The organism is Ruegeria sp. CDSB022 (genome assembly GCF_059611145.1).
The window spans coordinates 378,511-397,687 of record NZ_JBXWOZ010000002.1 but is presented as its reverse complement, the minus strand read 5'-3'; the positions used below and the strand labels follow the sequence as shown (position 1 = coordinate 397,687).

General features: G+C 56.1%; 19 protein-coding genes. 10 read left to right on the top strand and 9 right to left on the bottom strand.

Annotated features, from left to right (window positions below; genetic code table 11):
- Positions 1-177 precede the first annotated feature (177 nt).
- From AC2FIZ_RS07390 to trxB, 3 genes are read right to left on the bottom strand one after another with little or no spacing between them, the layout of a single operon-like run.
- A complete protein-coding gene (locus AC2FIZ_RS07390; RefSeq protein WP_496790826.1) occupies positions 178-1,848 on the bottom strand; it encodes an adenylate/guanylate cyclase domain-containing protein in 1,671 nt (556 codons plus the stop codon).
- A gap of 60 nt (positions 1,849-1,908) precedes the next feature.
- Entirely contained in the window at positions 1,909-2,376 is a 468-nt protein-coding gene (locus AC2FIZ_RS07385) for an RES family NAD+ phosphorylase (protein WP_281994973.1), read from the bottom strand.
- Between the two features lie 4 nt (positions 2,377-2,380).
- Positions 2,381-3,322: a thioredoxin-disulfide reductase gene (gene trxB, locus AC2FIZ_RS07380; protein WP_271949214.1), complete on the bottom strand. Its 942-nt coding sequence runs from the start codon at positions 3,320-3,322 to the stop codon at positions 2,381-2,383.
- 225 nt (positions 3,323-3,547) lie between these two features.
- Between trxB and AC2FIZ_RS07375 the strand changes: the two genes are divergently transcribed.
- Positions 3,548-4,048 (top strand): Lrp/AsnC family transcriptional regulator, encoded by a 501-nt coding sequence (locus AC2FIZ_RS07375; protein ID WP_142636556.1) that lies wholly within the window; start codon positions 3,548-3,550, stop codon positions 4,046-4,048.
- A 116-nt stretch (positions 4,049-4,164) separates the two neighbouring features.
- Here AC2FIZ_RS07375 and AC2FIZ_RS07370 read toward each other — a convergent pair whose 3' ends face one another.
- The 4 genes from AC2FIZ_RS07370 to lgt all read right to left on the bottom strand — a co-directional run bounded on the left by AC2FIZ_RS07370 (position 4,165) and on the right by lgt (position 8,377).
- Positions 4,165-4,947 carry a Hint domain-containing protein gene (locus AC2FIZ_RS07370; RefSeq protein ID WP_271949219.1) on the bottom strand — a complete coding sequence of 261 codons (783 nt, stop codon included), beginning with the start codon at positions 4,945-4,947 and terminating at the stop codon, positions 4,165-4,167.
- 726 nt (positions 4,948-5,673) lie between these two features.
- Positions 5,674-6,432, bottom strand: a complete 759-nt coding sequence (gene pgeF / locus AC2FIZ_RS07365) for a peptidoglycan editing factor PgeF (protein WP_496689554.1) — start codon at positions 6,430-6,432, stop codon at positions 5,674-5,676.
- A complete protein-coding gene (locus tag AC2FIZ_RS07360) occupies positions 6,429-7,496 on the bottom strand; it encodes a class I SAM-dependent methyltransferase (protein WP_281972664.1) in 1,068 nt (355 codons plus the stop codon). The genes pgeF and AC2FIZ_RS07360 overlap by 4 nt, the downstream gene beginning before the upstream one ends.
- Positions 7,496-8,377, bottom strand: a complete 882-nt coding sequence (gene lgt / locus AC2FIZ_RS07355) for a prolipoprotein diacylglyceryl transferase (protein ID WP_281994971.1) — start codon at positions 8,375-8,377, stop codon at positions 7,496-7,498. The genes AC2FIZ_RS07360 and lgt overlap by 1 nt, the downstream gene beginning before the upstream one ends.
- Before the next feature lie 97 nt (positions 8,378-8,474).
- Here lgt and AC2FIZ_RS07350 point away from each other — a divergent pair, with 97 nt between their 5' ends.
- From AC2FIZ_RS07350 to AC2FIZ_RS07330, 5 genes are all read left to right on the top strand, one after another.
- Positions 8,475-8,723, top strand: a complete 249-nt coding sequence (locus tag AC2FIZ_RS07350; protein WP_142636566.1) for an accessory factor UbiK family protein — start codon at positions 8,475-8,477, stop codon at positions 8,721-8,723.
- A 308-nt stretch (positions 8,724-9,031) separates the two neighbouring features.
- A complete protein-coding gene (locus tag AC2FIZ_RS07345) occupies positions 9,032-9,532 on the top strand; it encodes a type III secretion system chaperone family protein (protein WP_142636568.1) in 501 nt (166 codons plus the stop codon).
- A 36-nt stretch (positions 9,533-9,568) separates the two neighbouring features.
- On the top strand, positions 9,569-10,384 hold the full coding sequence (gene proC, locus AC2FIZ_RS07340; protein WP_142636570.1) for a pyrroline-5-carboxylate reductase: 816 nt from the start codon (positions 9,569-9,571) through the stop codon (positions 10,382-10,384).
- Entirely contained in the window at positions 10,377-10,715 is a 339-nt protein-coding gene (locus AC2FIZ_RS07335) for a tRNA-binding protein (protein ID WP_271949232.1), read from the top strand. Before proC ends, AC2FIZ_RS07335 begins: the two co-directional genes overlap by 8 nt.
- Positions 10,715-11,665: a 2-hydroxyacid dehydrogenase gene (locus AC2FIZ_RS07330; RefSeq protein WP_281972668.1), complete on the top strand. Its 951-nt coding sequence runs from the start codon at positions 10,715-10,717 to the stop codon at positions 11,663-11,665. Before AC2FIZ_RS07335 ends, AC2FIZ_RS07330 begins: the two co-directional genes overlap by 1 nt.
- On the opposite strand, the gene AC2FIZ_RS07325 is transcribed toward AC2FIZ_RS07330, so the two are convergent.
- Positions 11,662-12,240: a thymidine kinase gene (locus tag AC2FIZ_RS07325; protein WP_142636576.1), complete on the bottom strand. Its 579-nt coding sequence runs from the start codon at positions 12,238-12,240 to the stop codon at positions 11,662-11,664. The two genes, AC2FIZ_RS07330 and AC2FIZ_RS07325, sit on opposite strands and share 4 nt — an antisense overlap.
- Positions 12,241-12,593: 353 nt before the next feature.
- Between AC2FIZ_RS07325 and AC2FIZ_RS07320 the strand changes: the two genes are divergently transcribed.
- Entirely contained in the window at positions 12,594-13,055 is a 462-nt protein-coding gene (locus AC2FIZ_RS07320) for a hypothetical protein (RefSeq protein ID WP_142636888.1), read from the top strand.
- A gap of 220 nt (positions 13,056-13,275) precedes the next feature.
- Here the strand turns inward: AC2FIZ_RS07320 and AC2FIZ_RS07315 are convergent, their stop codons facing one another.
- Complete coding sequence (locus AC2FIZ_RS07315; RefSeq protein ID WP_281972669.1) at positions 13,276-14,400, bottom strand: beta-ketoacyl-ACP synthase III; 1,125 nt, start codon at positions 14,398-14,400, stop codon at positions 13,276-13,278.
- Positions 14,401-14,566: 166 nt separating this feature from the next.
- Between AC2FIZ_RS07315 and AC2FIZ_RS07310 the strand changes: the two genes are divergently transcribed.
- The 3 genes from AC2FIZ_RS07310 to AC2FIZ_RS07300 are packed head-to-tail and all read left to right on the top strand — an operon-like array spanning position 14,567 to position 19,130.
- A complete protein-coding gene (locus AC2FIZ_RS07310; protein ID WP_496790824.1) occupies positions 14,567-15,034 on the top strand; it encodes a MarR family winged helix-turn-helix transcriptional regulator in 468 nt (155 codons plus the stop codon).
- A complete protein-coding gene (locus tag AC2FIZ_RS07305) occupies positions 15,031-16,068 on the top strand; it encodes an efflux RND transporter periplasmic adaptor subunit (protein WP_271949243.1) in 1,038 nt (345 codons plus the stop codon). Before AC2FIZ_RS07310 ends, AC2FIZ_RS07305 begins: the two co-directional genes overlap by 4 nt.
- An 11-nt stretch (positions 16,069-16,079) precedes the next feature.
- Positions 16,080-19,130 carry an efflux RND transporter permease subunit gene (locus tag AC2FIZ_RS07300; protein ID WP_496790823.1) on the top strand — a complete coding sequence of 1,017 codons (3,051 nt, stop codon included), beginning with the start codon at positions 16,080-16,082 and terminating at the stop codon, positions 19,128-19,130.
- Positions 19,131-19,177 lie beyond the last annotated feature (47 nt).

Genomic DNA, 19,177 nt, shown 5'->3' with positions numbered 1-19,177 from the left:
GGGGCGTTTGCCGGGCATGTGCCCCGGCGGCCGGGTGAAGTCCAGATGGATTTATGAAACAAAGGACGATATGCGCGGTTTTTCTCCGGATTGGAAGGATTTTCCACATTTTGACGCGAAACCCGACGACAATCCCTTGGATCAAGGCCAAATAAGCCGGTTTGAATGAGTGTGTTCTCAGGCGGCAATCTTGGGGGTGAGGTTGGATGCACGTTCGACCGGCAGGGCAGAAATTGGCCTTGTTACCCCACGCAACTGGAAGGGGCGCAGATCGTTCTGCCAACTCTCATACCCCGCTGCCTTCAGCAGATCGCCCGAAACCAAAAGCTCGACACCCAACCCCTTGGTCTCGGCCTCCAATCGGCTGGCGACATTCACGGCGTCGCCGATAATCGTGCGGCTTGCAGTGCCCACGGCGCCGATTTCGCCCAGAACCAGATCGCCCAGATGTAACCCCATTCCAATGCGGATAAGCGGGCTGCCCTCGGTTTCGAGTTGTTCGTTGAACCGTTGCAATGCGCGGCTGACATTGGCTGCAGCTTTCATCCCGGCCCGTGCTGAACTTGCAGCATCGGCGGTTTCAAACACTGCCAGCAGCCCGTCACCCATATACTTGTCGACCACACCCCCATCCGAGGTGATGGCTGGTACGATGGCGTCAAAGAACCGGTTGAGCAGGAAAACGATGTCATAGGGCAACTGCCCGGTGGTCAGTGCCGTGAACCCGCGCATGTCCAGAAACAGCACCGCCAGTTTACGTTCCTGCCCCTGACTGGCATGGGCGCGATTGCGACCGCTACCGGGATTGTACATCCGAAAGGCCGTGATTGGCTCGGTCGGGCGGATCTGACAGGCCAGGCGTGCACCTTCGGGTGCTTTCACGGCAGCCAAGCTGCGGGCCTCGATCTCACTGGGGACGGGGAGCTGATCTGCACCATTCTCGACAATAACGCGACAGGTGGTGCAGCGCCCCTTGCCACCACATAGCGCAGTGTGGGGAATGCCGTTGGCCTGAGAAATCTCAAGCAGAGTCATGCCTTTTTCGGCCACAATTTCGGGGCCTTCCACATATTTGATGCGCACCGAATGCCGGCGTCGCAAAATTTTGCGCACCAGAAACACAAGCAATGTAGCGCCAACCGCCAGCCCGAATGCAAGCAGCGTATCTTGCCTCACACCCATCAGAGCCTGAAATGCCTCAGGCGATGGCCAGTTGTAATGTTCGATATACTGATCGCGCAGAAACGGGTCGGCGAAATCAGCCCAGATGCGTCGGCCCTCTGTCAAAAGACCTGCCAGAGCGAAAGACGGAATGAACACGGCGAGCCCGATCAAATAAGGCAGCGTCCTTTGCCACCAGGTTGTCAGGCGCAGCCACATGTGAAGACCGATGCAACTGTGGACCCAGACCACCAGCAAAAGCAGACTTTGAGTCCAGATTGCATAGCTGGGCCACATTAGCGCGATGATATAACCCATCTCATCATTAACCCCGAAAACTGCATGTGCGTATCGGGTGTGAACAAGGTGCGAGATCAGTTGCAGTGGAATCACAAATCCAAGCACCACCTGTAGCCCCAGACTGAAAGGCATTCGCATGGTTCTGCGCTGAGCTAACGAATACAGCGCCAGCCCAAAATGCACGAGCAAGGCCAGATATAGAATCGCGCTGCCGATGTTGTTGCGCGTAATGACATGGCGGCCTTTCTGCATTTCGTGGAGATAATCAGTATGAAACAGTCCCAGACCGATATTGATGAAGTGAAAGAAGGCAAAGATGAACAGGATCAGGCCGCTCATGATCCTCAGCCGGGTAGCCCACCCGCCTTGCCATAGTACGCTTTTCACTCGGTTCACCTGTGTTCGTTTTGCTCGCATCTCAGAGTCTGTAACGGCGCAGAGCGGGGGTCAAGCGAAGCCTCTATGCCCCGGCAACCAGGGATGCGGATCCCCATCCAGGCACACTACCTCTGGCGAGGTGCTAAACAAAACCACATGACTGAGTTCTGGCCGGGATCGCGAACTGTATAGCAAGCCGTCGGCGCCTTTGGCGCGGGCGTCATCCGAAAATAGCCAAGTGGGTGAGGCGCCTTCTTTTTCGTGGATATCCTGCCAAATGACCGAGGCTTCACTGTGCCCCCGCAGATCTACCAGCCGAGCGCCGGTGATCCGGCATTTTTGAAGAATGCGTGGTGGATCGGATGGGCAGACATAGCGTTTGATGGCTACTTCGGCACCCTCAGCGCTCAGCGAAGAATAAAGCGCGAATTGGCCCGTATAATGAAAACGCCCCTCTGGCGCCCGTGCTGGGGCCAAAGGGGCGTCTATCTGTGAGAGGAACAGAATTCTCCAGATCGGGCCGGAGAATTCGATCACCTGATTAATCCTGCTCGGCCAGGAACCGTTCAGCATCCAGCGCGGCCATACAGCCCATCCCGGCGCTGGTAACGGCTTGACGGTAGATGTGATCTGTCAGGTCTCCGGCAGCAAAGACACCTGGGATGGAGGTTTCTGTGGAGCCCGGTTTGGTGATCACATAGCCGCCCATATGGGTTTCCAGCGAGTCCTTGACCAGCTCATTCGCGGGTGCGTGGCCGATGGCGATGAAAACACCTTTACAGGGGATTTCGCGAATCTCACCGGTTTTCACATTCTTGACGCGCACGCCTTCGACACCCAAAGGCGCATCGGTTCCGATGACCTCGTCCAGTTCGTGGAACCACAGGGGCTCGATCTTGTCGTTCTTCATCAGCCGATCCTGCAGAATCTTTTCGGCGCGCAATTCATCGCGGCGATGGATCAAGGTGACCTTGCTGGCAAAGTTGGTCAGAAACAGCGCCTCTTCCACGGCGGTATTGCCGCCGCCGATTACAACGATCTCCTGCCCGCGATAGAAGAACCCGTCGCATGTGGCGCAGGCGGAAACGCCAAAGCCTTTGAACTTCTCTTCCGAGGACAATCCCAGCCATTTCGCCCGCGCGCCAGTGGCCAGAATGACCGCATCGGCGGTGTAGATGGTGCCGCTGTCGCCCTTTGCGGTGAACGGGCGTTTCGAGACATCCAGATCGCTGATGATGTCGCCGATGATCTCGCACCCCATCGCGGCGGCGTGCTCCTGCATCTTGATCATCAGATCAGGCCCCTGGACTTCGGTAAAACCGGGATAGTTCTCGACCTCGGTGGTGGTCGTCAGCTGTCCGCCCGGCTCGATGCCCTGAACCAGGATCGGTTCCAGCATCGCACGGCTGGCATATACGCCCGCAGTATAACCGGCAGGCCCTGACCCGATTATCAGAACCCTGGTGTGTTTCGTTTCGGCCATGATACCCCCAACTCGATCTGCCTGATACGGGCCTGCGGCCCCTTGGCGAATGGATATAGCGACCCCCTTGAGGCGCTTAAAGCCCCTTCGTGCCGTATCGGAGAATCCGTTTCACAACTCGCGCTAGAAAAATACCTGGAAAACCAAAGAATATTGCGCAAACGCGAAACATTATTGCGCATCCCTTGGGTGCTGATATAACAACCGAAAATTCAGGAGCTTTTTATGGTCGCGACACGGCTGGACGAGATTGACCGCAAGATTCTGGCAGAATTGCAGGCAGACGGTCGCATGACCAATGTAGAGCTCGCGAAACGTGTGGGAATTTCCGCGCCTCCGTGCCTGCGGCGCGTGCGTACGTTGGAGGACTCGGGCCTTATCCGCGGATACCATGCGGAAGTGAATGCGCGTGAGCTGGGTTTTGAGGTTCAGGTCTTTGCAAGCGTCGGATTGGAAAGCCAAGCCGAAGCCGAACTCAGCGCATTCGAGGAACGCTGCCGCGAATGGCCACTTGTCCGTGAATGCCACATGCTGAACGGCGAAGTGGATTTTATTCTGAAATGCGTCGCTCCTGATCTCAGCAGCTTTCAGCAGTTTTTAACAGGCGAGTTGCTGACCACGCCAAACGTAGCCAGCGTTAAAACCTCACTTGTGATACGCGGCGCTAAGGACGAGCCCGGTGTACCGTTTGACGTCCTGGAAGAACGAATGAACCGGACGGCGTAAAGCGCATCCTTTTGTGACGGCTGGTGCACGGCGGCAGAATCGCCGTGACAACCAGAAACAACACCCAACTAATTAAAATCTGCATAAAGCCCCCACTTTGCAGTACTGGTTAAAACTCAGGCAGTGATTGCGTCCACCTCTCCATCTCCGGCACGCGGTAACTGCAGCGGGCCAAAGTCATTCAGCGATTCGACATGCTCGAACAAGTTCAAATAGATTGAGCGAAGCGAATGGCTGATCATCCGAACCGCATTTACGCCTGGATGATATGATTCAAACTGTAATCCGTCTACCTTGATAACCGAATGGCGTTTCAGACAGATGTGAAACAATTCGATTGGGGTAGGCGGTAGCATCTCGATGACGCCCATCCCGTCTTGGAACTCGTGTGCGGGCGTCAAAACAGGAGATCCGCCATACAAGTGCCGCAGATGTGCTGGGGTGCCTAACAGGCGCGCAGCCGGACCGACAGTCACGCCTGACATCGGTTTTTGCATTCCGAAGGTATCCGCCATGATGCGTGTCAGCGGGCGCGTGCGACCACGCGAGTCTTCGCGCCCGGGGATCAAAGTAACCGAGCCCTTCCAGACCACGGTTTCCGAAGTTCCATTCTGGGTCAAAACCGTATCGCCAGGTAAAAGATCTTCGATCGCTATCGGCCCGTTTTCGGTTTCGACAAGCGAACCCCGCGTAAAGGCACAAAACGCATCCTCGAACATGGGCAGCGCTGGCGCGATGTGGCGGGTTTGGGATACCTCGCCATTGCTCAACAATGAACTGACCTCATAGCGCCGCAGCTGCGCTTTTTGTTTTGTTGTATTTCTTGGAATCTCGCGCAGCATTGTCGACGTATCGACGGCGTTTCTGGCGGCGCGGGCCAAAGAATGTGGAATAGTCATACTAATTCCGTCCCCTCAAACATCCGCTCAGGAAGGCTGAACCCCCGTACAGGCCCGCCCGATCGGTTTTCTTTGTCTTGAATGCTATGGCGACTTCGAGACGTCGGCTGTAACGGCCGCGCGGTGCGATGGAATTTCGCAAACTCTTGGTCAACACATTGACCCCCCAGACAAACTCACAACTCGCAGACGAAAATTGTCTACGCACACAAACTCCTAAACACATTCACAGAAAGCGTCTGTGAAGCGCCACACACCGGATCGGAGCACCCCCGCTGTGTGTCTTGACCCTCAAAGCCGGCAGAATGGCTTTGGTAGGCCTGTCTAATCAGCGTCGCGAAGCCAAACGGCGCGCCACACTGGCAGAACGGCTGGAAACCCGCTTCCACGGCATCTCCAGTTTTTGCTCTCTGGACGCTTTCAGAACAGCGCTGAGAAAGCGGGATCTTTGTTTCATCCTGTTGTCCTACTCGTTCAAGGCTTAGTGCCTAACGACCCAATCTGAGCCTAACGTGTCGCCATATTGAGGCGGCCATAAGGCTGACGCGGGTTGAATCTGGGACAAAAGAAAGTTGGTTGTTTCCTTTTCTTAATCTAGCCGCGCTCACATTCGGAAATATGCAGATAACCATCTGAGAGAGGGCAATAAAACCTAATTTTGGCGACTCATATAGACACAACAAATGTGGCGAAAAAGCGGCGATTTCGCCACAATCAGGACGCGCGTCACAGTTTGATTGCGGAAATCAGGCGGCCGTAGTCGGCTTCTTTTGCATGAACCGATCGGCGGTACGAATAGAATCTGTTCGGGTCCGAATAGGTGCAATGACGAATCCACTCTGCATGCCCGACACCAGCCTGACGTAACCGGTGCAGCCCATAGGACGGGAGGTCAAATTGCATCCGATCACCCGTTCCATTTGCGAAGAATCGCAGGTTTTCTGATGATTCAGTGGCAAATTCTTCTAGGAACTCGGGTCCGACCTCATACACAGTTTGAGAGATTGTGGGCCCTATGACAGCCACTGTATTCTCGCGCCGTGCTCCTAGCGCCTCCATGGAGTCCAACGTGGCCTCAAGCACACCGTCTAGCGCGCCGCGCCAACCCGCATGTGCAGCTCCTATCACTTTTGCGTGGGTGTCGGCAAAAAGAACAGGTTGGCAATCCGCCGTGAGGATGGTCAGCGCCAGCCCGGGATAGGCCGTAACCAACGCGTCTGCTTTAGGCTTTTCCCCGTCGATTGGACCATCAACAGTTATGACCGTCGGTGAATGCACCTGATGCACCCCGATAAGGGATCCGGGATCGACCTCCATCGCATCCGCTACGCGGTTACGGTTTATCGCGACAGCCTCGGTCTGGTCAGATGATCCATGACCGCAGTTGAGCCCTGCAAATATCCCGGATGAGGCCCCGCCTCGGCGGCAGAAAAACCCATGGCGTACGGATGACAAGAGATCCGAAGTCAGAATTTCCAGCGTCATGATTCCAGTCCCGGTGGTAATGCGGCATAAGATGGGTACAGGCCCAGTACTTTGAACAGGTTTCCCATTTCCTCTGGGTGCGTCAACCGGCGATGTGCGGCTATCAACGCCTCAAGCTTGGACCCGCTGAGTGGTTTCGCCAATGCTTGCGCCCGCGCAGTGATGCCCAGCCGTTCCAGAAAAACGCCTTGGGGTGTCAGGCGCGAATGGGCGCAGCCTGCCGCTCGCGCTGCGCTCGCCAGAGGTTCGAAGTCCACATGGGCGGTCAGATCAGCTTGTCCGGGGCTGGAAAGCGGGTCTATCGGCTTGTGGGCATGTAGCGCTTGAAACGTATCCCCAAGCGAATGCCAGTCGCCATAATCCAGGATCAGTCCGGCTCCGCCATGGGTCGCGATCCGTCCGGCGATCACAGTGATGACCGGTATGGCCGAAGGGCAAAGCTCGACCAGATCCCCATCCTGCGTGTCCTCAAGCCGGTTCTTCAAAGCGATCTGTGGTGACCGCGGCCCCAGGCCAAAAGCCAGTGATTCGTCCTTCATCCCGATCAAACGTTCCCGCCAATCGCTGTCATCGCGGATGAATTGGCGAATGGGCAGAGCGTCAAAGAACTCGTTTGCCACCAGCAAAAGCGGGGAATCGGGTAGATCGGTGACCGATGTAATCCAGCGTGGAGCATAGGCATCCAGCGTCTTTGCCTGAATGGTTCGCAGGGTTGGTGAGGCCTCAAGCAGAACAATATCTGCCGCCGCGTGAAAGCCATCCACGCCCTGTGTTGCACGCAGTATGTCAGCCATCAGCGTTCCGCGCCCGGGACCCAGCTCCGCTAGCGTGAAACGGCCCGGACGCCCCTGGTCAATCCAGCATTGCGCAAGGCTGAGCCCGATCAGTTCGCCAAACATCTGGCTGATTTCCGGGGCGGTGATGAAATCGCCCTGCGGGCCAAGGGGGTCGCGGGTGGAGTAATATCCCAGTGTCGGGTGCAGCAGGCATTCGGTCATATAGTCGGCTACACTCATCGGGCCGTCTTGTGCGATACGTGCCTGTAAGAGGTTGGCGAGGGTCATCACTTGGCCTTAGCGCGTGATGCCAGCCAAAGGCCAAAGGCAATCATTGGCAAAGACAGTAACTGGCCCATGGTCAGGCCGTAGCCGCCCATTTGCCAGGCAAGTCCAAGCGGATTTCCGGCCGAAACAAACTGTGCATCGGGTTGCCGGAAAAACTCGACAATGAAACGCGATGCGCCATAGCCCGTCATAAACACGCCTGTGACCAGACCGGGCCGTAGGAAAGCGTGGCGCCGATAGGCCAGCCACAAGAGCAAGGCACCCAGCAGCAACCCCTCAAGCGCGGCTTCGTAAAGCTGAGAGGGGTGGCGGGCGCAAAGACCAATAACCTCCGGGCAGTTTTGGGCGGCGGCACCGGGGAATACAAAGGCCCAGGGCAGGTCGCTGGGCCTTCCCCACAGTTCGGCGTTGATGAAATTCGCAACACGACCCAATAACAGCCCAGGCGGCACGGTATGCGCGATCAGATCAGCAAGCGGCAAAATCGAAATTTGGTGACGTCTTGCATAGATATATGAGGCCACGACGACGCCTAGCAATCCACCGTGGAAGGCCATGCCGCCCTGCCAGACCATCAGAATTTCGATCGGGTTCGAAAGGTAATAAGCTGGTTGATAAAACAGCACGAACCCAAGTCGCCCGCCCAGAATCACGCCCAGGATGATCCAGGTGATCAGATCCTCAAGCTGGGCGGGTTGCATAGGTGGCGCCTTTTCGGGCCACAGGGCGGGGCGCTTTAGGGCGATCACCCCCAGGCGCCATGCAATCACAATCCCGGCGATATAGGCGAGGGCGTACCATCTAAGTGCGAACTCCATCCCGAACAGCGAGATCGAGAAAAGTTCGGGCGACAGATCGGGGAAATTCAGAACAGCCTGCATGTGCGTCTCATTGCCCGGGCTTTGAGGGTTAAGTCAACCTTGAGCCTGCGCCAATCATTCCCCATATAGAGACCAACCGCCAAATCGGAGGATAACCATGCAAACCCGCAACAAGATTCTGGATGATGTTTCGCAACTCATGACCAACGCCATGGGTGTTGCCCAAGGCGCAAAGGACGAGGCGGAGAACGCCATGAAGTCGATGATCGACCGTTGGCTGGCTGATCGCGATTTCGTCACACGCGAAGAATTCGACGCTGTCCGTGCCATGGCTCAGAAAGCGCGCGAGGAAAACACAGCGCTCGAGGCGCGCATTGCAGCGTTGGAAGCCAAGCTGGGCGAATAATCCCCCGCGAAATTTTCGAAAAAAGACAAACGCCGCGCAATCCGGTTCTGGGTTGTGCGGTGTTGTGCATCATGCCGTCTTGCAGGAATTAATCAAGACAAAGCTGCATCTGATGCCAATATTTTGATCCCCGTTGCCAGCTATCCACAACTTATTGCTGTTATCCCCAAAAATGGGGGTTGTCAGGCCACCACCCACAGCGCACCATATTTAGTACAGGCCTATGGGGGAAGCCCGGCTTGTAGAGCAGGCAACTAGCGCTGGGGCGCTGCCAGCCCCGAAGTGCTAGAAATTAGTGAGGTGGCATTATGGCCCTTTCCGAGCAGTTTCTTGAAGAAGACCTTCATCCAATCGACATTGTTGAACATCTTGCCGAACATCACGATTGGGACTTTGATCGGATCGGGGATGATCAGATCGCAATGGCTGTCGAAGGACAGTGGCGCACCTACTCGATTACGCTAGCCTGGTCGAATTATGACGAAACGCTGCGTATGGTGTGCTCGTTCGAGATGGAGCCACCTGAGGCGCGCGAGACCGAGCTTTATGAACTGCTGAACAAGATGAACGATCAGTGCTGGGCCGGGGCCTTCACATACTGGGCCAATCAGAAGCTGATGGTTTACCGCTACGGTCTGGTTCTTGCGGGTGGTCAGATGGCCAGCCCGGAACAGATTGATACGATGATCACTGCAGCGGTCCTGAGCGCCGAGCGTTATTATCCCGCGATCCAACTGGTCACATGGGGCAACCGTACCCCGGAAGACGCGATGCAAGTCGCCATTGCAGAGGCCTACGGCCGCGCGTAAAGCTTTGCCCCGAGCCAAATAAGCGGAGGGGCAATCATGGACATGTCACGCGTCGCCGAACAGGGGCTGGTGCTTTTGGGATGCGGAAAGATGGGATCGGCCATGCTTGCCGGGTGGTTAGAGCATGGCCTTCCTGCCTCGTCAGTCTGGGTGATTGATCCTTTCCCGTCGGATTGGCTGAAATCGTCGGGCGTCAACATCAATACCCCGCTACCCGAAGCGCCTGCGGTAGTGCTGGTCGCGGTAAAGCCACAGATGATGGGCGATGCACTGCCCGCAATTACAGCCCTGGGCGGTGGGCGCAGCCTGTTCGTGTCGGTGGCGGCGGGCACCTCGATCTCAACATTCGAAGAGGTGTTGGGCCAGAAAACACCAATCGTGCGTGCCATGCCGAACACCCCGGCGGCGATCCGACAGGGAATCACGGCGTTGATTGGAAATTCTGCTGTTTCGGATGCGGATCTGGCCCTAGCCGAAAACCTGCTATCTGCGGTCGGTGAGACGGTCAGATTGCAGGATGAGGCGCAGATTGATGCCGTTACCGGGCTGAGCGGGTCCGGCCCTGCCTATGTATTCCACCTTATAGAAACGCTCGCTGCTGCGGGTCAGGCTCAGGGCCTGCCACATGATTTGGCAATGAGGCTGGCCAAGTCCACGGTCGCCGGGGCAGGGGCCTTGGCCATGGCGTCTGACGAGGACCCTTCGCAACTGCGCGTCAATGTCACTTCGCCTAATGGAACCACGCAGGCCGCGCTTGAGGTCCTGATGCACGACGAATTCGGTTTTCCCGACCTGCTGCACCGCGCTGTTAAAGCCGCAACTGATCGGTCCAAGGAGCTGTCTCGTGAGTGAAATTACATTCGACGATTTTCTCAAGGTCGACATTCGCGTCGGCGAGGTTATCCGCGCCGAGCCCTTCCCCGAAGCGCGCAAGCCAGCGATCAAGATGTGGATCGATTTTGGACGAGATATCGGCGAGCGGAAAACCTCGGCCCAGATCACTGCGCATTATGATCCCGCCTCATTGGTGGGCAAGCAGGTGATGGCGGTGGTAAATTTCCCTCCGCGCCAGATCGGCAAGTTCCTGTCCGAAGTGCTTGTTTTAGGATTGCCGGATGAGACTGGTGAGATCGTCCTGATCGGGCCGGATGGCAAGGTTCCAACCGGTGGGCGGATGCACTGATGCGTGTGTTCATTGCCCGACCGATGACCGCCTCTGTCGCAGCACGTGCACGCGCAGAGTTTGACGCAGAGATGCGCAGTGAAACCTTGCCGATGTCACTCAAGGAAATGGGGCATGCGCTGTCCGAATTCGATGTGGTGGTGCCGACCTTGGGCGACCTGTTTTCTGCCCAGATCTTTGCTGAGGTGCCGGAACCGCGGTGCAAACTGCTGGCAAACTTTGGGGTTGGGTATAATCACATAGATGTGGAGGCGGCCCGTCAGGCCGGAATCGCGGTGACCAATACGCCGGGCGCTGTCACAGATGCGACTGCCGATATTGCCATGACATTGCTGCTGTCCACGGCCCGCCGCGCCGGAGAAGGCGAACGGCTGGTACGTTCAAACCTTTGGCAGGGCTGGCACCCGACACAGATGTTGGGCCATCACGTAACCGGCAAACGGGTCGGCATTGTGGGCATGGGGCGCATTGGGCAAGCCATCGCGCGACGTTGCCAATATGGGTTTGGTATGCACGTCGCCTATCAATCGCGCAGTCCAAAGGAGTTAGAGTTTCCGGCGGATTATGTCTCAGACCTCAAAGCTTTGGCTGCCGGTGTCGATTTCCTGATCCTGGCTGTGCCGGGCGGTGCCGAAACCCGGCATCTGATCAATGCGCAGGTGCTGCAGGCGATGAACGCTGCTGCCATCCTGATCAATATTTCTCGGGGAGAGGTATTGGATGAATCGGCCCTGATTTCGGCGTTGCAAGAAAAGCAAATCGCGGGTGCGGGTCTGGATGTCTACGAATTCGAACCCGCAGTGCCGCAAGCTCTGATAGATTTGCAGAACGTGACCCTGTTGCCCCACCTGGGTACCGCGACTGAGGAGGTCCGCAGCGCTATGGGGCACATGGCGCTAGATAATGTTGCGGCCTTTGTTCAGGGGCGCCCGCTGCCAAATCCGGTTTAGGTGCCCACGGCCTCGCGCCAATGCCTGCGGCACAGCGAGACATAGGTTTCGTTGCCACCAATTTGGACCTGAGCACCTTGGGTGATGGGATTTCCATTCTCGTCCTGACGAATCACCATTGTTGCCTTGCGGCCGCATTCGCAGATCGTGCGAACCTCACGCATCTCATCCGCCAGCGCCAGCAAGGCGGCCGATCCGGGAAATAGCCGGCCCTGAAAATCGACCCGCAACCCATAAGCCAGCACCGGCACGTTCAGGTCATCTACGGCGCGGGCCAGTTGCCAGACCTGATCTTCGGTCAGGAACTGGGCTTCGTCGATAAAGACACATGCAATTTTGCCTTGCGCCAGACGGGCTTCGATCATGGCGAAAACATCATCATCGGTGTCAAAAGTATCAGCCTCGGATGATATCCCAATCCGCGAGGCAATTTTCCCAGCACCGGCGCGCCCATCCAATGCAGCCGTCATCAGGTAAGTATCCATGCCGCGCTCGCGATAATTATGCGAGGCCTGCAGCAACACGGTCGATTTGCCCGCGTTCATAGTCGAGTAGTTGAAGTAAAGTTTTGCCATGGCTCGGGTCTAATTCGCCAGCCCCGCCTGGGCAAGCCATCTCATGTGGCGAAATGAGCGACGCCGCCGTTGTCCAGTTAGGGGATGAGCTCACGCTCTTTGGGGATGGAGCCCCTGCACTCACAACAGCGACGCCTTCGGCCTATAAGCGGCCTAAACGAAGCGGGGCTAATATGTGCCCCGCTATCACTCGCTACCGGCATTATTGCCGCCACTCACTCACAAAACCCTCGCATATCTGAGGGATAGCCAACATATCGCATTTCAATTATGAATCAGGTATGGGAAATTTCATTTCCCTTTCCCCCGCAATGGCAGATGTAGTGGGGAAGGCAGGTAGCAAAGGTAAAAACATGGCAGATATCGGGGCCTATCTCAAAAAGCACACCGAAGCGTTGGTCAAGGACGTTGGAATTGAGTCCGCGTGCGAGATCACGGGTAAATCCAAAGCCACGCTTGGCCGATACTATTCAGATAATGCAGAGCATGCTGATCGGTTCATGCCGGTTGATGCAGTTGCGCGCCTTGAAGCAGTGGCCAACTTTCCGCATGTGACGTCGGCTTTGGCCGACCTCAAGAACATTACGCTGTCATATGATGGCCGCAACACGGACGCTCCTCGCACCGGAGGTGTGAATTCGGATGTCATCGCGTTGAGCCAACGCTTTGCCATGCTTATGACCGAATACCAGTCTGCTATCGAAGACGGTATCATCACGGTGAACGAGGCCAAACGCCTGTTGAAGGAAACCAGCCTGCTGCAGCATGTTCTGATCGAGATGAAGCTGCACCTGGAAGAAGAAAGCGTGAGCTGAGGCAAGGGAAGCTGGGTGTCTTGATCCAGTTTGGTGTACGTACCGATACTCATGACATGCTAGGTCAAGCTTGACCCGATCTGAACGCTCGCATGCTGGGGCTTTTGCCGCTTGCCGCCGGACGGGGTGATGCCAGTACTGAAACAAGGATCAAACAACCAAGCCGGGTCGGATGAGCCCGGCTTTCTTGTACGAATTTGTGGTTGCGCGGAGTGTTGTCTTAACCGTGCCGTTTCACGATTACCGAACCCACGGAATACCCTGCTCCGAAGGAACAGATAAGGCCGATCTCGCCATCGGTGAAATCGTCCGAGTATTTCGAAAATGCGATGATCGACCCTGCCGAGGACGTGTTCGCATAGTCTTGCAGGATGTTTGGCTGCTCTCCGGGGGCGGGTTCGCGGCCCATGACTTTTTTACCGATGAAATCATTCATCGTTTTATTCGCCTGATGCAGCCAAAGACGTTTGAGATCGGCGTTGCTGATCCCTTCGGCGTCCATGTGATCGGCAATGTGTTTGCTGACCATTGGAAGAACCTCTTTGAACACTTTACGGCCGTTTTGCATGAACTGCATGTCGCGGCGGTCGGTCAATCCCTCTGGCCGAGTGCGACGCAGGAAGCCATTATTGTTTCGGATGTTGTTGGAAAAATCCGTGGCGCAGCTGGTCGACAAAATCTCGAAATGCGGTCCAGTCGCATCCTCGATCCGCTCGATCACGGTGGCCGTTGCCACGTCACCAAAAATAAAGTGGCAATCTCGGTCACGCCATTCCAGGTGGCCCGTGCAAATCTCGGGGTTTACCACAAGCGCACATTTGACCGAACCGGACCTGACCATATCCGCCGCCGCCTGAATGCCGAACGTGGCCGAAGAACAGGCAACGTTCATATCGAATCCGAAGCCTTTGCATCCCAGCGCCTGCTGGATCTCGATCGCGATTGCAGGATAAGCCCGTTCATGGTTCGAAGCCGCGCAGATTACCAGATCAACATCGTCCCCGTTGCGCCCTGCCTGTGCCAGCGCTTTCTTGCAGGCGTCAACGGCCATTTCGGTCATGATGCCAGGTTCATCGTCAGAGCGCTGACGAAACAGCGGGTGCATCACGTCGGGATCCAGAACGCCCGCTTTGTCCATCACATAGCGGTTTTCGATTCCGGAGGCCTTCAGAATGAACTCTTCAGACGAATGCTGCATCGGTTCAACGTCACCAGCGGCAATCGCCTCTGCGTTCTGGGTGTTCATCTTGTCGGCATATGCATTGAAGGCCGAAACGAGCTCGGCATTCGTAATGACATTATCTGGTGTGAAAACACCCGAGCCGGTGATTGCTGGCGTATACATGTTGGGTCCTGGATTTCTGGATTCACCCAAAATGCCGTTATGATTGGTATTGTTCAAGAGAGATTGACCCGAGGGAATGTTAAGCTTGGTTGGAAATTGAGCTTCAGTTCTTGAATAGTTCGTTTTTCGAAGTATATACGCGTCAAATTCTGCAAGGAATCATCCCATGGTCCATGATCATAACACTCTGTTGCATCGCTTAAGCCACGAGATGCAGGCGATGATGGGTGTGTATGCGCTCTATTGGAAGCTCGAGGAGAGCTTCGATGCCATCGAAATAGAGCTGAGCCATCAGGAATGCCATATGGTGATCAAATTGGACCAGCCCAGGCGCATGGGCGTTTTAGCGGCTGACATGCTGTCAGTTCCTTCGACAATCACGTCGACCGCCGATGCCTTGGAAAAAGCGGGTTATCTGAGGCGCGAACGCGACCCTGAGGATCGCCGTGCATGGCTTTTGGTTTTGACCGAAAAAGGCACAGAAACACGCCAGATGCTTGTAGCCCAAGCAGGCGCCCTGTTTCAGCGCGCGTCCGGACTGAACAAAGATGAAACCGCAGAATTCGCAAGACTGGCCCGGAAGATCCGGGAAAACATACTGAAAACTGGAATTCCCGAGGGACTGAAGAAATGAAACTGATCTCTGCTTTGGGCGTGGCCCTGATCTTTCTCTCCAGCTCAATCATGGCTGAAGAAGCTGCCAAGCCGGTAAAGCTGATGGTGGTAAAGGAAACCACGCCTGGGTTCACACGTCAGTTCTTTGGTCGCGTCGCTGCGCGGCAAACGGTTGATCTGGCCTTTCAGGTGGCTGGACAGATTGTTGAAATGCCAGTGGCTGAAGGATTTGTCATCCCCAAGGGTGAGCTGATCGCCGAGCTGGATCGCGAGCCGTTCCAGCGCCGCTATGATCGTGCCGTTCTGCAGAAAGATCAGGCGGATCGGACCCTGGCCCGCCTGTCTCGGCTGCGGGGAACTGCGGCCAGCCAAGTGGCTGTGGACGACTCTGAGACTGCGGCGCAACTGGCTGATATCGCTGTGCGTGACGCGCTATACGACCTGGAACAGGCGACATTGACGGCACCGTTTAACGCGCTGGTGTCCAGCCGGGCGGTCGAGGCCTTTACCACTGTTTCCGCAGGTACCCCGATCGTGCGCATCCATGATATGTCCGAACTTCGGATTGAGGTCGACGTACCCGAAATTTTGTTTCAACGGTCAGGCCAGCAGGATGACATCACCATCACCGCGAAATTTCCGGTGAGCGACGAAGTCTTCCCGCTTCAGATCCGCGAATTCGATGCTGAATCTTCAAGCGTCGGTCAAACCTTCCGCATCCAATTTGGCCTGACACCGCCTGAAGGGCTGCAAATTCTGCCTGGTTCGTCGGCTACTGTGACCGTTCGGGTCAAGGACCAGAAACGGGGAATCTTTGTTCCGCCTACAGCCATTGTGGCCGATGTCGAAGGGGCGCTGGGCGTAATGGTGTTTTCTCCGACCGGGGCTGACCAAGGGACACTGCGCCGCGTCCCCGTTACCATCGAACCCACGGAAACTGGTGATGTTAACGTACTGGACGGCCTAAGTGACGGGGAAGAAATCGTTGTCGCCGGCGGCGACGTTTTGATTGACGGTCAGGTGGTGCGCCGCTTTACCGGTCTTGCCAACTAAGGGGCGGATTGATGAACATCGCACGCGCATCCATTGATCGCCCTATCTATACATGGCTGGTCATCCTGATCGCCTTGTTCGGCGGCATCTGGGGATTTCTGTCGCTTGGCCGTCTGGAAGATCCAGCCTTCACAATCAAAAACGCCGTCATCGCTACCCAGTATCCGGGGGCAACGGCTGAACAAGTGGCGCTGGAGGTTTCAGAGCCACTGGAATCCGCCATCCAGCAGATGGGCGAGGTCAAGACAATCACATCAATGAACCAGCCCGGTTTTTCGCTGATCGAGGTCGAGATTAACTCAGCCTATGATGGGACCGAGCTACCGGAGATCTGGACTAAATTGCGCGCCAAAGTCCGTGACGCCTCACGGGAGCTGCCATCGGGGGTGGGTGAACCGCTGGTTAATGACGGGTTTGGCGATGTGTTTGGCTTGTTTTATGCGGTCACAGCCGAGGGCTTCTCGGATGCTGAAAAACATGAGCTTTCCACATTTCTTCGGCGCGAACTACTGACGGTTGACGGTGTCGCGGATGTCGAGGTGATGGGGCTGCCGCAAGAGGCGATCTTTATCGAACCCGACCTGTCTATTTCGGTGAACCAGAACGTGCCTCTGCAGGCGCTTACCGACGCGATTACAAATGCGGACTCGGTAAACTCGTCGGGGTCATTGCGATCAGAAGATGGCCGGACCGCGATATTAACCGCCGAAGGGTCCGATACGGTTTCCGCCATAGCTGGCCTTTCTGTTGGATCGCAGGGCCAGGTTATCAACCTGTTCGATATGTCGAATGTACATCGTGGTCGCCTAACCGATCCCAATGTCATCATCCGGTTCAACGGGACCGAAGCCTTCACTCTGGGTATCGCTGGGCTTTCGACTGATAATATCGTTGAGGTCGGCAAGCGTGCTGACGCGAAATTTGCCGAGTTGGATTCTCAGATCCCCTATGGTGTCGAAATCCTGCCGATTTACCAGCAGCACGTCGTTGTTGAGCAGGCATCGAACGATTTTCTGGTGAACCTCGCGCTGTCGGTCTCTATTGTTGTTGCGGTTTTGGCGCTGTTCATGGGTTGGCGCGCGGCTGTGGTTGTGGGAACAACTCTGTTGCTGACCGTGGTTGGCACGTTGTTGTTCATGGCATTGTTCTCGATCGAGATGGAACGAATTTCGCTGGGCGCTTTGATCATCGCGATGGGTATGTTGGTGGACAACGCCATTGTGGTGGCCGAAGGAATGCAGATTGCAATGCTGCGCGGCAAGAATTCGCGCGATGCGGCGGATGAGGCTGCGGCCAAAACGCAAATCCCGCTGTTGGGAGCAACGGTGATTGGCATCATGGCTTTTGCCGGGATTGGTCTTAGCCCTGATGCGACGGGTGAGTTCTTGTTTTCGCTATTTGCTGTTATCGGGATATCGCTGCTGCTGAGCTGGACCCTGGCGCTGACGGTGACTCCGATGCTTGGGCACTATTTCTTCAAGCAGGGCAAAGAAGGTGAAATTGATGCCTATGGCGGGATCATGTTCCGTGTTTATGGCGCGATCCTAAACTGGGCGCTGCGGTTCCGTTGGATGGTGATTGCAATGCTGGTGGGCATTACGGTGGTCTGTTTCGCAGGATTTGGCTTGGTCAAACAACAGTTCTTTCCAGACTCGAATACACCGCTGTTTTTCGTGCATTACAACCTGCCGCAGGGCACACCCATTGCGCGCACCGCCGAGGATATGGCTGTTTTCGAAAACTGGCTGGCGGATCGGGACGATGTGGTATCTGTCACGACATTTGTTGGGCAAGGAGCAACTCGTTTTTTGTTGACCTACTCTTCGGAAAAACCGAACCCCAGCTACGGTCACATGATCATCCGGACGGAAACATTGGATGACATTCCGGCTTTGCGGGCGGATCTCGAGGCGTTTGGCTCGGCGCAGTTCCCCGAAGGCAAGTTCCGCACCAAGCGGCTGGTCTTTGGTCCTGGCGGCGGTGATCCAATTCAGGCCCGTTTCTCGGGAAGCGATCCGGCGGTGCTTCGGCAACTTGCGAATGAGGCTGTGCAGACGATGCGCGCGGCCTCGCCCAATGCGCTTAACGTCTATCACGACTGGCGCGAACAAGGGCTGGCTGTCCAGCCAATTTATGCGACCGAACGGGCGCAGACCGCTGGGGTGTCGCGCGAAGATATCGCGGCGACTCTGCAATTCTCGACCGATGGGATCACCGGTGGTGTGTTCCGCGAGCGCGACCGCCTGATTCCGATCATCTTGCGCCGCCCGGTGGACGGGGATTATTCGATCGTGGATCAGGTTGTATTCTCGGACCAGTCGCAGAAATTCGTGCCGATCGAGCAGATGGTCGACAGGTTCGAATATAAGGCACTCAATACGCTGGTTCATCGCCGGGATCGTGTGCTGACCATTACGGTAGGGGCCGACATCCCGCCGGATTTGACAGCTGCGCAGGTTCATTCCGAAGTCCGCACAGCCATCGAAAGCATGGAGCTGCCAGCGGGCTATCGACTGGAATGGGGTGGAGAGTTCGAGAATGCTGGCGATGCAAATAAAAGCCTGGGTCGTCAGTTGCCGTTGAGCCTGTTGATCATGGTTCTGATTTCGGTGCTGATATTCAACGCCATTCGTCAGCCGATCATTATCTGGCTGTTGGTACCGATGTCGGTAAACGGAGTGGTGATCGGTCTGCTGGGCACGGGTCTGCCGTTCACATTTACGGCGCTACTGGGACTGCTTAGCCTATCGGGGATGCTGATCAAGAATGGTATCGTTTTGGTCGAAGAGATCGATTTGGTACGTGCAACCGGGCAGGGGCTGCGTGAATCGATCATCGAGGCTTCGGTCTCGCGTTTGCGCCCGGTGATGCTGGCCGCAATCACGACGATTTTGGGTATGGCTCCGTTGTTGACGGATGCGTTCTTCAGGTCGATGGCGGTGACCATCATGGGTGGTCTGGCCTTTGCCACGGTCCTTACCATGGTGGCGGCCCCCGTGTTCTACATGGTGTTCTTCCTGCCGGAGGAACGGCGCAAGAAACCACCGCAGCCGGTTGGCTAAATGAAAAACCCCCGGTCATGGACCGGGGGTTTTGCTTTATTCTGGTG